We start from the raw sequence: 14,636 nt of genomic DNA, 5'->3' as shown, positions 1-14,636 counted from the left end.
CGGCTCCCATCGGTGTACGTAATCGGTCAGTTGACGTGGAACTCGGTGAACGTGGCCGTCCCGGCGCTCCCCTGTCCCTCGGGGGCCACCGCGAACAGGCCGAGCAGGGCGCCGACCCAGCGCCAGGGCGTGGCGGCGAAGACCGGCCCCGAGGCCTGCCACCCCTCCCCCGCGTCGTACGAGAACCGGCAGCGGGCGCCCGCCGACACCTCGACGCGCAACCGCACCCGTGCGCCCGCCCGGGAATCCGGCACCACGCGCGCGTGGGCCGCGTCCCGCTCCCGCTCGGCGACCGCCTCGGCGAACCGGTGGACCAGCCGGACGCGGCCGTCCGCGCCCCGCTCCAGCCCGATCCACGAGAAGGCGTCGCCCAGGACGGCGAGCCCCGCACGGGCACCGGCCTCGGTGGAGTCCAGTACCAGGGCCACCTCCACGGTGAACGTCTCGGCGGGCAGCCGCTGGGTGAGGACGTTCGGCAGGAGGCGCAGGTCGTGGGCGTGGGCGTCGGCGGTCCGTACGCAGGCCAGCCGCAGCCCGTCACCGCCGTGTTCCACCGTCCAGCCCGCACCCGGGTTGGCGGTCCACTGCCACTGCCGCCCGTACCGCCCGCCCGGGAACGCGTCGTCCGTCGCGGGCGCCTCCACGGGCTGCGGCGGGGCGGCCGGTTTGCGGTGGACGCGCACGGGCTCGCCGCCGTCACCGAGCACGGGCCAGCCGTCGGCGTCCCACGCCATCGGCTGGAGGTGGACGACGCGCCCGTACGCCCCGCGCGCCTGGAAGTGCAGGAACCAGTCCTCGCCCGCCGCCGTGCGCACCCAGCCGCCCTGGTGGGGGCCGTTGACGTCGGTGGAGCCCTGCGCGAGGACGACCTTCTCCTCGTACGGGCCGAAGAAGTCCCGCGCCCGGAAGGCGCCCTGCCAGCCGGTCTCCACTCCCCCGGCCGGGGCGAGGATCCAGAACCAGCCGCCGTGCCGGTACAGCTTGGGCCCCTCCAGGGTGAACCAGCCGGGGATGCGGTCCCCGTCGACGATGACCTTGCCCTCGTCGAGGAGGGTGCGGCCGTCGCGGCTCATCCGGTGGCCGGTGAGCCGGTTCTTCACCCCTGACCGGGACTTGGCCCAGGCGTGCACCAGGTAGGCCTCGCCGGTCTCCTCGTCCCACAGGGGGCAGGCGTCGATGAGCCCCTTGCCGGCCTTCAGCAGGTGCGGCTCGCTCCACGGGCCCCGGATGTGCTCGGCGTGCACCTGATAGATGCCGTGGTCCGGGTCGCCCCAGAAGATCCAGAAGCGGCCGTCGGCGTGGCGCAGGGACGGCGCCCACACGCCGCAGTCGTGGCGGGGCACGGCGAAGTCGGCGGCCGACTCCAGCCGCTCCAGGGCGTGCCCGATGAGCGACCAGTTGACCAGGTCGCGGGAGTGCAGCAGGGGCAGCCCGGGGGCGCGGCCGAAGCTGGAGGCGGTGAGGTAGAAGTCCTCGCCGACGGCGACGACGTCCGGGTCGGACCAGTCGGCGTTCAGGATCGGGTTGCGGTAGGTCCCGTCGCCGAGGTCGGCCGCCCATACCGGTGGTGTCATGACAGGGCCTTTCGTACGAGGGCGGCGGCTTCGCCCCGGTCCAGGGCGCCGTCGGCGACGACGGTCACCACGCGGCGCACGACGGTGTCGCCCGCCGCGATGTCCAGGCGCTCCTCCCAGGCGAGGGCGGAGCCGACGCCGGGGTACTCCCCGGTGCGGACGAACCAGGGGTCGCGCCGTGTTTCGTCGGTGGCGCCGGCGAAGACGAGCGTCCAGTCCGTGCCCATAAGGGCCAGCCAGTCGGCGGTCCGCCCGTGCACGGTTGCTTCCCCGTCCGCGTCCTCGGTGAAGGCGGCGGGCGGGGCGGCCTCCTTGGGGGCGCGCCAGAAGAAGCCTCCGTAACCGGCGCCATGGCGGCCGTTCGTGGCGGGGGACCCTATGGAGAGGGTTTCGGGGCCGGGGTTGGTGAGCGAGAAGGTGAAGTCCAGCGCCCAGGCGGTGGAGGCCAGTTCGGTGGCGGCGACGGTGCGGCGTTCGCGCAGCAGCTCCCGGCCGCCGGCGCGCCAGGACAGGTCCTCGACGAACCCGTCCGGGTCGCGCAGCTTCCAGCCGTCGTGGAGCTGGACGCCGTGGTTGTCCAGCTCGGTCGGTCCCTGGTCGCGTACGAAGGTGCGCCCGCCCCAGAAGTTGTGGCCCGCCACGTCCGGGACGGCGACCGAGACGCCGAGGTGGTGGAGGTGGTCCTCGGGCCGCTCCTCGGTGACGGGGGTGCCCTTGAGGGTGGTGACGGGGTGGAGGTACGGGCGCGGGGAGAGGCGGGCCGCGAGGTCGGGCCGGGTGAGATAGCGGCCGACGGGGCGTCCCGCGCAGCGCAGGAGGAGGTTCATGGGGAGCTCTCCAGTTCGGAGAAGAGGGAGAGGGTGTCGGCGCTGGCGTGGACGAGCCCGTCGATGCCCTTGACCACACGGCGGTCGCCGTCCGCGTACCAGCTCCCCTCGGGCAGCCGGCGCGGTTCGGGGGCGGTGCGTACGGCTTCGACGAGCCGCATGAAGGCGTCGGTGCGGTCCGGCGGTACGAGCAGGTTCTCGCCGTCGCGTACGTGCGCGATCAGGTTCTCCAGCAGGTCCGTCCGGCCGTGGACGGTCTCCATGGGGCCGTGTCCGGCCCGCTGCACCAGGACCCGGTCCTGCTTGTACCAGAGCGTGATGCGGCCGTGGCTGCCGTGGACGACGACGTACGGCTCTCCCGGCTGTTCGGCGCAGAGCGTCACGGCGACGGTGACGGGCGTGCCGCGTGCCGTGGTGATCCGTACGCAGGAGGTGTCGTCGGCCTCGATGTCGTTGGCCCGCGCGAGTTCGAGTTCGATGCCCGTCACGTCGTCGGCGCGGGCGCTGCCGTCGAGGGCGAGGGCGGTGGCCACGGCGTGTGCGAGCGGATTGGTGAGGACGCCGTCGACCACGTCGGTGCCGTCGTCGAGGCGGCGTTTCCCGGCCCATGGGGAGCGCCGGAAGTACGCCTCGTCCCTGGCCCATGCACCGGCCGCCCCGATGCCCGTGACCTCGCCGATGGCGCCGCCCGCGATGAGGTCGGCGATGGCGGGCAGGGCGTGCGAGCCGAGCGACTGGAAGCCGATCTGGCAGGCGGCGCCGGCCTCCCGTACCCCGTCGGCCATGCGCCGGAACTCCGCGTAGGAGGGCGCGGGCGGCTTCTCCAGCAGGATGTGCGCCCCGCGCCGGGCGGCGGTGAGCGCCAGCGGGGTGTGGGTGTCGATGGGCGTGCAGATGACGGCGATACGGGCGCCGGTGGCGTCCAGGAGGGCCGCGAAGTCGGCGGACTGGGCCGGACTGTCGAAACCGTCGAGTTCGTGGGGGTCGAGCGGCCGCAGCTCGCAGACGCCCGCGAGCCGGACCAGGCCCTGCTGTTGGAGGCGCCGGATGTTGTCCAGGTGCCAGCGGCCGTGGCCGCGGGCGCCGGCGAGGACGACCGGGATCGGGCCGGCGGTCATGGGAGCCTCCCGGCGCCGGCGCCGCGCGCCACGTCCTGTGCCGCCTGGCGCGCGGTGTCGACCCGTCCGTGGAGGGTGGGGGTCCAGCCGGCGTCGGGGGTGAGGTCGCGTTCGCTGCCGGAGTTGTAGGCGTTGTGGATGGCGAGCAGGTCGACCGGGAAGCCGTTGAACTCGGTGCCGGTCTGCTGCAGGGCGGTGCCGTTCCAGCTCTTGACCAGGTCGGCGGCCTCGATGTGGCCGGGGGTGGTGAAGGAGTTGTTCTCGGCGACGATGCGCGACTCGGTGGAGACGCCGAGGGAGTAGCGGTACCGGCCGCCCTCGGGAATGTCGTAACGGTTGTTGTAGAGGTGGACCTGTCCGAAGCGGACACGCGGGGCGCGCTGGACGATCGACTCGAACCGGTTGTGGTGGAGGGTGACGCGCAGCTTGCCCCGGTCGGTGGTGACGTTGTCGCCGTTGCCGATGAGCATCGCCTTGTCGTGGTCGGCGAACCGGCTCCAGGAGACGGTTATCAGGTCGGAGCCATTGGTGATGTCCAGCAGGCCGTCGTGGCGGAGGTGGTTGCGGCCGAAGTGGGTGGGCTCCCGGTCGTCGGGGTGGCCCTTGTCGCTCGCCGTGACGTGGTCGATCCACACGTGGGTGGCGCCACGCAGCCATAGGGTGTCGTACGCGCTCTTCCAGTCGCCGAGTCCGCCGGTGTTGGGCTGCCAGGCCGGGAAGCAGTCGTAGGCGTCGCGCAGTTCGAGGTTGCGGATGATGACGTTGTCCGCGTCCTTCACCTGGAGGCTCGCGCCTTTGAGTACGGCGTCGGCGCCCACCCCGACGATCGTGGTATTCGACCCGACCGCGAGCTCGACGCGGGCGGCCTGCCGGGCGGCGGACGCCTTGCGGGCGTCCTCCTGCGGACCCGCCGGCTTGGCCCCGCCCCAGGTGCGCGGGTCGTACGCGGCGAGGTAGGCGGCCAGGTCGTAGCCGCCGGTGGCGTAGTCCGCGCAGGTGAGGCGGCGGCCGTGGTCGTCGGTGTTGGCGTCGATGGTTCCGGCGATCCGGATGATCTTGGGCGTGGCGCTGCCGCCGTCCAGCGCCCGGACCAGCTCGGCGCGGGTGCGTACGGTCACGTCGTGCGCGGTGTCGGCGGCGGCCCCGCCGGTGGTGCCCGCGCCCTCGGCCGCCCACCCGTCCCGGGGCGCCAGCACCTCGCGCCCGATGTCCCGCCCGGCGGACGGGCGTTCGCCCGACCCCGCGCGGTCGCCCCCGGGACGCGCACCGGTACGGACGCCGGTTCCCGCGTACGCGGCCGGGTCCGCCTGCGCGGTGCGGGCGTCGTGCGGGGCGCCGGTTCCCGCGTACGCGGCCGAGTCCGCCCGCCCGGCGGCAGGGGCGCCCTGCGGGCCCACGGGCCCGGCGTACGCGGCCGGGTCCGTCCGCACGGCGGCAGGGGCCGTCAGCGCCGCCAGGGCCGTCAGCAGCGCGACCGTGCCGACGGTCCGCGCGGCCCGGCGGGGCCGGAGGCCGGGCCTCGCGGGATGCGGGTGCCGGCTGTCGGGCTCGGCTCTCATGTGTCGTCCTCCTCGACGTTCGGTTTCGGCCGGTACGGCCAGGGCCCAGGACCGGGCGCGGCACCCCGGGGCCGGGCGGCGGCCCGGGTCGCCCGAGGCGCGGGGCGTCAGCCCTTCACCGCCCCGGCGCTGAAGCCGGTGATGAGCCACTTCTGGATGAACGCGAAGACGATCACCACGGGGACGGCCGCGACGACCCCGCCCGCCGCCAGCGCGCCCAGGTCGACGCTGTCCGAGCCGATGAGGGTGTTGAGGCCGACGGGGATGGTCTGCCTGTCCTGCCGGCTGAGGAACATCAGGGCGAACAGGAAGTGGTTCCAGCTGTGGACGAAGGCGAAGGAGCCGACCGCGATCAGCCCGGGCCGCAGCAGCGGCAGGACGACCGCGCAGAAGGCGCGGAAGCGGGAGCAGCCGTCCACCCAGGCGGCCTCCTCCAGGGAGACCGGCACGTTCTTGATGAACCCGCTGATCAGGATGATCGACAGGGGCAGCTGGAAGACCGTCTCGGCGATGATGACGCTGCCCAGCGAGTTGATCATCCGAAGCTCGCGGAAGATCTCGAACAGCGGGACCAGCATCAGCGCGCCCGGGATGAACTGGGAGCACAGCAGCGCCAGCATGAAGCCGTTCTTGATCCGGAAGTTGAACCGGGCCAGGGCGTACCCGCCGGTCAGGGCGATGAGGGTGGTCGTCACCAGCGTGGCGACGCCGACGAGCATGCTGTTCTGGAAGAAGACGCCGAAGCTGCGCTCGTTCCAGACCTTGTCGAAGTGCTCGAAGGTCAGCGGCCACGGCACCAGCGAGGTGGACCCGGCGGGCCGCAGCGCGAACAGCAGCATCCAGTAGAACGGGACGAGCGTGAACAGCAAGTACAGCCCGAGGGGGACGTAGATCTGCCAGCGCGGTACGTCGTCGAAGGCGCGCTCCCGCTTCGGTGTGCGCGACCCGGACGGGGGCAGCGGCGGCTGGGGCGTGGGCACGCGCGCGTGGGTGCCCTTTTCCGCGAGTGCGGCGGTCATGTGCGGTCGCCTCCGAACTTGCTCAGGCGCAGATAGAGGATCGAGCAGAAGAGGAGGATCACGAACGCGACGGTGGTCAGCGCGGAGGCGTAACCGAAGTCGTGGCCCTCGATACCGGTGTTCGCGATCATCAGGGGCAGCGTCGTGGTGACTCCGGCGGGGCCACCGCCCGTGAGGGTGTAGAGCAGGTCGACGTTGTTGAACTCCCAGACGCCGCGCAGCAGCGTGGAGAGGATGATCGCGTCCTTGAGGTGGGGCAGCGTGATGTGGAAGAACTGCCGCAGCCGGCCCGCCCCGTCCACCGACGCCGCCTCGTACAGGTCCCTGGGGATGGACTGGAGGTCGGCGAGGATGAGGATGGCGAAGAAGGGGACTCCTCGCCACAGTTCGGCGACGACCGCCGCCCAGAAGACGGTGCCCGTGTCGGACAGCACGGAGGTGCCGTACGAGCCGATGCCGATGTCGGCGAGGTAGCGGCTCACGCCCGTGGAGGGGTTGTAGAGCAGCATCCAGATGGTGGTGGTCAGGACGCCGGAGACGGCCCACGGCGAGAAGACCAGGGCGCGGGCGACGGCCCGGCCGACGAACGTCTGGTTGACCAGCAGCGCCAGTACGAGCCCGAGGGCGAGTTGGAGGCTGACCTGGACGATGACCCACTTGGCGCTGAAGCCGAGCGTGGACCAGAAGAGGGGGTCCTCGGTGAAGACGCGGGTGAAGTTGTCCAGGCCCGCGTAGCCGTTCTTCCACGGCTTGGTGACGTTGTAGTGCTGCAGGCTGTAGTAGAAGACGCTCAGTACCGGGTAGGCGATGAAGCCCAGCATCAGCAGCCCGGCGGGCGCGATCAGCAGGTACGGCAGGCGGCGTGGTTCGGCTCCGGTCCCCGTGCGGCGCCGGCCGGCCCGGGGGTGTTTCGCCACGGCTGCGGCTTGGGCCATGACATGTCTCCGTTCGTCATTGCGTGGGGTGAAGCGCTTACCGGATCGTGTTCGGTATGCCGAACACGGCGACTCCGGTCAGGAGAGGAAGCGGTTCAGCCCGCGTAGGGGTCCGGGACCTCGCCGGCCCTGGCGAGGAACGCGAAGTCGCAGCCGGTGTCGGCCTGGGTGATGTGCTCGCTGTAGAGGGCGCCGTAGCCGCGCCCGTACCGGGCGGGCGGCGGGGTCCACTCCGCCCTGCGCCGCTGAAGCTCCTCGTCGCCCACGTCCAGGTGGAGCGTGCGCGCCTCGACGTCGAGGGTGATGAGGTCGCCGGTGCGGACGAGGGCCAGGGGCCCGCCGACGTACGACTCGGGCGCGACGTGCAGCACGCACGTGCCGTAACTGGTGCCGCTCATCCGGGCGTCGGAGATCCGCACCATGTCCCGGACGCCCTGCTTGAGCAGGTGGTCGGGGATCGGGAGCATCCCGTACTCCGGCATCCCGGGGCCGCCCTTGGGCCCGGCGTTGCGCAGCACCAGCACATGGTCGGCGGTGATGCCGAGGGCCGGGTCGTTGATGGTGCGCTGCATGGTCCGGTAGTCGTCGAAGACGACGGCGGGCCCGGTGTGCTTGAGCAGGTGCGGCTCGGCGGCGATGTGCTTGATGACGGCGCCGTCGGGGCAGAGGTTGCCGCGCAGGACCGCGACACCGCCCTCGTCGGCGAGCGCCCGGTCGCGCGGCCGGATCACGTCGTCGTTGTGCACCAGCGCGCCGTCGAGCTGTTCGCGCAGGGTGGCGTGGGCGACGGTCGGCCGGTCCAGGTGCAGCAGGTCGGTGATGCGGGAGAGGAACCCGGGCAGTCCGCCGGCGAAGTGGAAGTCCTCCATCAGGTACCGCCCGCCCGGGCGGAGGTTCGCGAGGACCGGCACGGTCCGGGCGATCCGGTCGAAGTCGTCGAGCGTGAGCGCGACTCCGGAGCGGCCCGCCATGGCGATCAGGTGGATCACGGCGTTGGTCGACCCGCCCAGCCCGAGGACGGTCGTCACGGCGTCCTCGTACGCCTCCCTCGTCAGGATCCGGGACAGTCTCAGGTCCTGGCGTACGAGCTCGACGATCCGCATCCCGGAGGCGGCGGCCATCCGGTCGTGCCCGGAGTCGACGGCCGGGACCGAGGAGGCGCCCGGCATGGTGACGCCCAGCGCCTCGGCGGCGGCCGTCAGCGTGGAGGCGGTGCCCATGGTCATGCAGTGGCCGGGCGAGCGGGCGAGTCCGTTCTCCAGCTCGGCCATCTCGCAGTCGCCGATGAGCCCGGCGCGCTTGTCGTCCCAGTACTTCCACATGTCCGTGCCGGAGCCGAGGACCTCACCGCGCCAGTGGCCCGGCAACATCGGCCCGGCCGGTACGAAGACGGCGGGCAGGTCGGCGGAGGCCGCGCCCATCAGCAGCGCCGGTGTCGACTTGTCGCAGCCGCCCATCAGCACCGCCCCGTCGACCGGGTACGAGCGCAGCAACTCCTCCGTCTCCATCGCCAGGAGATTGCGGTAGAGCATCGGCGTCGGCTTCTGGAACGTCTCCGAGAGCGTGGCGACCGGGAACTCCAGCGGGAAGCCCCCGGCCTGCCACACCCCCCGCTTCACGGCCTGCGCCCGGTCACGCAGGTGGACGTGACAGGGGTTGATGTCGGACCAGGTGTTGAGGATCGCGATGACCGGCTTGCCCAGGTGCTCCTCGGGGAGGTAGCCGAGCTGGCGGGTGCGGGCGCGGTGGCTGAACGAGCGCAGGCCGTCGGTCCCGTACCACTGGTGGCTGCGGAGCTCTTCCGGCTTCATATGGACCAGCTCCCGACCATCGCGGCGATCTCGGCGCGGCGCGCCTCGGGGAGCAGGCGGCTCGGCGGGCGCACGTCGCGGCGGCACAGGCCGAGGGCGTCCAGCGCCTCCTTGACGACCGTGACGTTGTCGGCGGACTGGTCGGCGGCGCGCAGGTCCTCGAAGGGGCGGATCTGCTCCCACACCTTCGCGGCGGCCTGCTGGTCCCCGGCGCGCAGCGCCTCCAGCATGGCGAGCGAGACGGCCGGGGCGACGTTGACCAGCCCGGAGGTGAAGCCGGTGGCGCCCATGGCCCAGTAGGCGGGCGCGTACAGCTCGGCGAGGCCGGCGATCCACACGAACCGGTCGAGCCCGGCGTCGCGGGCGACGGCGCCGAAGCGGGCGGCGTCGGGCACGGCGTACTTGACGCCGATGACGTTGGGGCACAGCTCGCCGAGCCGGGCGATGGTGGCGCCGTCGAGGAGCGGGTTGCGGATGTACGGCACGACGCCCAGCTCGGGGACGGCGTCGGCGATCTCGCGGTGGTACGCGATCCAGCCGTCGCGCGAGACGTACGGGTGCACGGGCTGGTGGACCATGACCATGCCGGCGCCGAGGTCGCGGGCGTGCCGGGCGGCGGCGGTCGCGGTCGGCAGGTCGTGTCCGACGCCGACGAGGACGGCGGCGCGGTCGCCGGTCTCCTCGACGGTCAACTCGGTCATCAGGACCCGCTCCTGGGGGGTGAGGGCGTAGAACTCGCCGGTGTTGCCATTGGGGGTGACAGCCCGTACGCCGCCGTCGAGCATCCGGCGCAGCACGGCGCGGTAGGTGTCGCGTTCGACGCCGCCGTCGGCGCCGAAGGGTGTCACGGGGATCGCGACGACGTCCGCGAGAGCCGCCCTCAGCGATGCGTGGTCCATACGGCTGTCCTTTTCCGTGGTCACTGGGCGTTGGTCACTGGGCGTCGTCGTCGCCGGGGAAGGCGCGTGCGACGAACGAGGCGATGTGGTCGTGCAGGGCGCGCGCGGCGCCCTCGGCGTCCCCGGCCAGCGCCAGGCTCAGGATCTGCCGGTGCTCCTCGGCCTCGTGCCGCCAGGAGGGCTGGGCGCTCCAGGCGACGGTGGACACGAGCGCGGCCTGGTCGCGCACCTCGTCGAGCATCCTGGCGAGCAGCGGGTTGCCGCAGGGCAGGTAGAGGGCGCGGTGGAACTCCCGGTTGGCGAGGGAGCGTTCGGCCTGGTCGGCCGCCCCGTCGGCGTCGGCGAGCGCCTGGCCGGCGGCGTCGAGCGACGCGCCGCGGCCGATGGTGCGGCGCAGCGCCTCGGGCTCGAGGAGCAGGCGTACGTCGTAGACCTCGCGCGCCATGGCGGCGTCGACGGTGCGGACGGTGGCGCCCTTGTACTGGCTCATGACGACGAGGCCGGTCCCGGCGAGGGTCTTCAGGGCTTCCCGTACGGGGGTCTTGGACACCCCGTACTGCGCGGCCAGTTCGGTCTCCACCAGGGCTTTGCCCGGGGGCAGTTGCCCGGTGAGGATCGCGTGCTTGATCGCCTCCAGGACGTACTGGGTGCGGGAGGGGATGGGACTGGGGGCGGCGGCGAAGGCCATAAGGGCGGGCTCTCATATCTCGCGTATCGCGTCTCATATATGACGTACGAAGTACGACGCGATGAAGCTAGGGCGGTGGCGCGCGTTCGTCAACGCTTATGACAAAACTCGTGGGGACTCCGACGGCCCCGACCAGCGAAGGCTCGTTTGACCAGGCGTATTACGCGTCATACGCTGGGGTGGTGGCAAAGACCAGGATCAGCATCAGCCTCGAGCAGGAGCAGGCGGTACGCATCAAGCGGCACGCCGAGCGCGCGGGCATGGACGTCTCGGCGTACCTGGTGCATGCCGCGACGCGGCAGATGGCGGAAAGCGAAGCCATAGAGGAACAGTTCGCCGGGGTGGACTCGCTCATCGCGGCGGCGGAGGCGGAGGCGGCGGCGCTTCCGGGAGGGCGGGAGGTCGCGGCCGGGGAGCTCACTGACAGTGAGCAGCGGGAAGTGGAAACCGCGCTCGACCTGGTCTACGGAGCCCATCAGGACGGGGCCCGCCCTGGGCACGCCGCGTGAGCGCGAGAGTCCCGGTGTACGACACGGGGATGCTGATCGCGCTCGCCGATCGGAAGACCAAGGCGGTCCGGCTGCACGAGGGCCTGAAGGCGACACCGCATCGCGCCTTGGTGCTGGGGCCGGTCCTGGCGCAGGTGTGGCGCCCCCAGCCGGCCCTGGTGCACGCGCTGGCCGGCATCCTCAAGGACTGCTCGGTACCGCAGGCGAGGAACTCGGAACCAGCGATGCGGGAAACGAGAGCGGGGCTGCCGGAGTGCATCGCCTGCAGTTCCGGCCCCGACCTCATGGACTGGCGGCGGGTGGGCACCGCACTGGGTGAAGCGGCCCTGCCGCCCAAGAAGCGGCCGGACGCCGTGGACGCCTGGGTGGCGCTGGCCGCCGCCAAGCACGGCAGCGCGGTGGTCTTCACCAGCGACCCGGACGACATGGCCGCCTACCTGGCGGTGCTGAACCCGGCGGATGTGCACGTCGTCGCCGTCTGAGCCGACGGTGCCGGGCCAGGGCACGCATGGACCCGCGTGTCACCGCAGGGCGAGCAGCGCCTCCCTGACCGTCGCCAGGTCCTGGTCGGAGGCGAGGCCCGCGTGGTACAGGCGCAGTTCGGTGGCGCCCAGTTCCCGGGCGTGGGCGGCGTCGGCGGCGAGGGTGGACGGGGACCCTCCCATGCCGGTCACCACCGTGAGGTTGGCCGCCAGGACGGTGTCCACGCGCGCGTGGGCGGCGAACGGGGGCAGCACCGTGTCCGCGCCGCCGCCCGTGCAGGGCAGGACGACGCCGTCCGCGACGGACAGGATGTGCGCCGGGTCCACCCCGGGGTTGGCGCCCGTGCGGTACGGGGCGGGGTCGGCGTGCAGCAGGATCCGGAACGCCGGGTGGGCGGCCGCCCGTACCGCCGCGACGGCGGCCTCCTGGAGGGCCCGGGCGGCGTGGGCGCGCCACGCGAGGGTGGCCGCGGCGAGGCCGGCACCCAGCAGCTTCTCCACGGCGGGCCACCCCGCGTCGGCCGAGCCGCCCGCGCTCCACACCGGCTCCAGGGCGCGGCGCACGCACGCGGCCAGCTCGTCCGGGTCGGCGCCCTGCCCCGCGTACCCTTCGCGGCACGCGGCGCAGAAGCACAGGGACATCAGGTACTGCGCGGCGTCCCCGAGGACGACGCCCGCGATCTTGTCGTGGGCGTGCAGGTGGGCCATCCCGTACCAGCCGCACGACTCCAGTTCGGTGCCGCGCGCCCCGGGGCGTACCGCCGCCTCGGCGGCCAGGTCCACCAGATAGGCCCGCACCTCGGGGCGGGCGACGCAGGGCGCCCACGGGTAGCGGTCGCCGTAGGCGTTGACCACCGAGGTGCCGGGGTGCTCGGCGCCGAGGCGGGAGCTGTGCGCGAGGACGACCCAGCTGTGGACGTCCAGCCCGGCGGCCTCCAGCGCCAGGGCGGCCGCCCCGTACGCGTCGCCGGGTGCCCAGTCCCCCGCCTCGTACGGCGCCAGGTCCCGCCCGGCCCAGCGGGAGCGGTCCGGCGGGTAGAGGACGGCGGCGTACTCGGCGGTGACGAGGCGGTGGGCCGGGTGACGCGGGGTCAGGGCGCGGGTGGAGTGGTACGCGGAGGCGAGGGTGACCTGCTCGACGCCGAGGTCCGCGATCCGCGCGGCGGCGTCCGGGTCGCCGATGACGTCCCAGGGGTAGACGAAGGCGGAGGTCCTCACCGCTGGTCCCCCAGCAGGGCGCGGCCTCGCTCGACGATCCCGGCGAGTTCCTTGATGTGGGCGGGCGCCGGTTCGCTGAGCGGCGGGCGGACCTCGCCGACGTCCAGGCCGCCCATCCGGACGGCCGCCTTGACCAGCGAGACGGCGTATCCCCGGCCCTGGGCGCGCAGTTCGACCAGCGGCCGGTAGAAGCCGTCGATGAGCCGGTTCGCGGTCGCGTCGTCGCCGCTGTTCAGCGCGCGGTGGAAGGCGAGGGCGATGTCGGGCGCGAAGCAGAAGACGGCGGAGGAGTAGAGCGAGACGCCGATGCCCCGGTAGGCGAGGCCGGTGAGTTCGGCGGTGGGCAGGCCGTTGAAGTACAGCAGGTCCAGCCCTTCGGAGCGTACGGCGCTGACGACGCGCTGCATCAGGTCCAGGTCGCCGTGGCCGTCCTTGAGGCCGATGACGCCGTCGACACGGGCGAGTTCGACGACCGTCTCCGGTGTGAGGATCGCGTTGTCCCGCTGGTAGACGATGACGTCGAGCCCGGTGGCCCCGGCCAGGGCGGTGTAGTGGCGCAGCAGCCCCTCCTGGTCGGCGACGACGAGGTAGGGCGGCATGGCGAGCAGCCCGTCGGCGCCCGCCTCCTCGGCGAGCTTCGCGTACTGGATCGCGAGCGCCGTGCCGTACCCGGCGCCGGCCACGACCGGCACCCGCCCGGCGGTCTCCTCGACGGCGGCCGCCACGCAGGCGTGGAACTCCTCGGGCGTGAGGGCGTGGAACTCCCCCGTGCCGCAGCAGGCGAACACCGCGCCGGCACCGGCCTCGACCCCGGCGCGCACGTGCGCGCGGAACGCGTCCAGGGCGAGCGCGCCGTCGGGTCCGTAGGCGGTGACGGGGAAGAAGAGCAGGCCGTCGAGTCGGCCGGCGAGCGGGGCTGGGGTCACGGGCGCTCCCTGGGCAAGACGTCGTACACAACTATGATCGGTATCCACATCCATGAACACGACCACGCTAGACCGGCCCCCTTGGGCCGGTCAAGGCGGAGGCCTGCCGAAAAGTTGGCAGAAAACCGCAATTCACAGGCAGAGTCGACCGCCCGCCACCACACTTGACGGTGTTCGGAGTCCCTCTCTAGCGTGTCCACGCATGTGAATGCGACCTATGTACATGAGCCCCAGCAAGGAGATCCGCCCATGCCCGCTCCCCGTACGGTCCTGCTCACCGGAGCCGCCGGCGGCCTCGGCACCCTGATGCGGGGGCTGCTGCCCGCGTACGGATACGAGCTGCGCCTCTTCGACGCCACCCCCATCGAGGGCGAACCGGACGCGATCACCGCCGACCTCGCCGACAAGGAGGCGCTGCGCGAGGCCGTACGGGGCGTCGACGCGATCATCCACCTGGCGGGCATCTCCCTGGAAGCCCCCTTCGAGAAGATCCTGCGCGCCAACATCGAAGGCACGTACAACCTGTACGAGGCGGCCCGCGAGCAAGGCGTGCGCCGGATGCTGTTCGCGTCCAGCAACCACGCGGTCGGCTTCACGCCGCGCCCCCACGAGGGCGACCCGCTCATCCCGGTCGACACCCCGCGCCGCCCCGACACGTACTACGGGCTGTCCAAGTGCTTCGGCGAGGACCTGGCCCAGCTCTACTGGGACCTGCACGGCATCGAGACCGTCTCCGTACGCATCGGCTCCTGCTTCATGGAGCCCACCTCCGTGCGGATGCTGTCGGTCTGGATGAGCCCCGGCGACTGCGCCCGCCTCTTCCACGCCGCCCTCACCGCCGAGGACGTGAAGCACACCGTGGTGTACGGCTCGTCCGCCAACACCCGCCTGTGGTGGGACCTCTCCACCGCCCGGGCGCTCGGCTACGAGCCGCGGGACGACTCCGAGCAGTACGCCGAGAAGCTCATCGCCGAACAGGGCGAACTGGACGACGCCAACCCGGACCACGCCCACCTGGGCGGCCACTTCTGCACCAACCCGCCGCAGTGGCCGTACTAGGCCCGCCCGCGA

At 72.6% G+C, this 14,636-nt stretch carries 14 protein-coding genes; 3 read left to right on the top strand and 11 right to left on the bottom strand.

Annotated features, from left to right (window positions below; all coding sequences use genetic code 11):
* Positions 1–26: 26 nt before the first annotated feature.
* From AMK26_RS06085 to AMK26_RS06045, 9 genes are all read right to left on the bottom strand, one after another.
* The gene (locus tag AMK26_RS06085) at positions 27–1,574 is read right to left on the bottom strand and encodes a glycoside hydrolase family 43 protein (RefSeq protein ID WP_073752656.1); all 1,548 of its coding nucleotides are present in this window, start codon (positions 1,572–1,574) and stop codon (positions 27–29) included.
* The gene (locus AMK26_RS06080; protein ID WP_073752654.1) at positions 1,571–2,401 is read right to left on the bottom strand and encodes a PmoA family protein; all 831 of its coding nucleotides are present in this window, start codon (positions 2,399–2,401) and stop codon (positions 1,571–1,573) included. The genes AMK26_RS06085 and AMK26_RS06080 overlap by 4 nt, the downstream gene beginning before the upstream one ends.
* The gene (locus AMK26_RS06075; RefSeq protein WP_073752652.1) at positions 2,398–3,519 is read right to left on the bottom strand and encodes a Gfo/Idh/MocA family protein; all 1,122 of its coding nucleotides are present in this window, start codon (positions 3,517–3,519) and stop codon (positions 2,398–2,400) included. Before AMK26_RS06075 ends, AMK26_RS06080 begins: the two co-directional genes overlap by 4 nt.
* Complete coding sequence (locus tag AMK26_RS06070; RefSeq protein WP_079277450.1) at positions 3,516–5,078, bottom strand: pectate lyase family protein; 1,563 nt, start codon at positions 5,076–5,078, stop codon at positions 3,516–3,518. Before AMK26_RS06070 ends, AMK26_RS06075 begins: the two co-directional genes overlap by 4 nt.
* A 107-nt stretch (positions 5,079–5,185) precedes the next feature.
* Positions 5,186–6,097: a carbohydrate ABC transporter permease gene (locus AMK26_RS06065; protein WP_073752649.1), complete on the bottom strand. Its 912-nt coding sequence runs from the start codon at positions 6,095–6,097 to the stop codon at positions 5,186–5,188.
* A complete protein-coding gene (locus AMK26_RS06060; protein ID WP_073752648.1) occupies positions 6,094–7,032 on the bottom strand; it encodes a carbohydrate ABC transporter permease in 939 nt (312 codons plus the stop codon). The genes AMK26_RS06065 and AMK26_RS06060 overlap by 4 nt, the downstream gene beginning before the upstream one ends.
* A gap of 95 nt (positions 7,033–7,127) precedes the next feature.
* Positions 7,128–8,843 carry an L-arabinonate dehydratase gene (araD, locus tag AMK26_RS06055; protein WP_073752646.1) on the bottom strand — a complete coding sequence of 572 codons (1,716 nt, stop codon included), beginning with the start codon at positions 8,841–8,843 and terminating at the stop codon, positions 7,128–7,130.
* Positions 8,840–9,742 carry a dihydrodipicolinate synthase family protein gene (locus AMK26_RS06050; RefSeq protein WP_073752644.1) on the bottom strand — a complete coding sequence of 301 codons (903 nt, stop codon included), beginning with the start codon at positions 9,740–9,742 and terminating at the stop codon, positions 8,840–8,842. Before AMK26_RS06050 ends, araD begins: the two co-directional genes overlap by 4 nt.
* Before the next feature lie 34 nt (positions 9,743–9,776).
* The gene (locus AMK26_RS06045) at positions 9,777–10,430 is read right to left on the bottom strand and encodes a GntR family transcriptional regulator (RefSeq protein ID WP_073752642.1); all 654 of its coding nucleotides are present in this window, start codon (positions 10,428–10,430) and stop codon (positions 9,777–9,779) included.
* A gap of 182 nt (positions 10,431–10,612) precedes the next feature.
* Between AMK26_RS06045 and AMK26_RS06040 the strand changes: the two genes are divergently transcribed.
* Both AMK26_RS06040 and AMK26_RS06035 read left to right on the top strand, forming a co-directional pair.
* Positions 10,613–10,939, top strand: coding sequence for a hypothetical protein (locus AMK26_RS06040; protein WP_107420882.1), 327 nt, complete (start codon positions 10,613–10,615; stop codon positions 10,937–10,939).
* Positions 10,936–11,421, top strand: coding sequence for a hypothetical protein (locus tag AMK26_RS06035; RefSeq protein ID WP_073752638.1), 486 nt, complete (start codon positions 10,936–10,938; stop codon positions 11,419–11,421). The genes AMK26_RS06040 and AMK26_RS06035 overlap by 4 nt, the downstream gene beginning before the upstream one ends.
* 39 nt (positions 11,422–11,460) lie before the next feature.
* Here the strand turns inward: AMK26_RS06035 and AMK26_RS06030 are convergent, their stop codons facing one another.
* Positions 11,461–12,639, bottom strand: a complete 1,179-nt coding sequence (locus AMK26_RS06030) for a hypothetical protein (RefSeq protein ID WP_073752636.1) — start codon at positions 12,637–12,639, stop codon at positions 11,461–11,463.
* Positions 12,636–13,565 (bottom strand): 5-dehydro-4-deoxyglucarate dehydratase, encoded by a 930-nt coding sequence (locus AMK26_RS06025; RefSeq protein WP_073752634.1) that lies wholly within the window; start codon positions 13,563–13,565, stop codon positions 12,636–12,638. Before AMK26_RS06025 ends, AMK26_RS06030 begins: the two co-directional genes overlap by 4 nt.
* Before the next feature lie 249 nt (positions 13,566–13,814).
* On the opposite strand from AMK26_RS06025, the gene AMK26_RS06020 reads away from it, so the two are divergent.
* Positions 13,815–14,624 carry an NAD-dependent epimerase/dehydratase family protein gene (locus AMK26_RS06020; RefSeq protein WP_073752632.1) on the top strand — a complete coding sequence of 270 codons (810 nt, stop codon included), beginning with the start codon at positions 13,815–13,817 and terminating at the stop codon, positions 14,622–14,624.
* Positions 14,625–14,636 lie beyond the last annotated feature (12 nt).

Origin of the sequence: Streptomyces sp. CB03234 (assembly GCF_001905885.1) — a bacterium.
Taxonomy (GTDB): Bacteria; Actinomycetota; Actinomycetes; order Streptomycetales; family Streptomycetaceae; genus Streptomyces.
The sequence above is the reverse complement of the archived record's forward strand: the minus strand, read 5'-3'. Positions and strand labels throughout refer to the sequence as shown.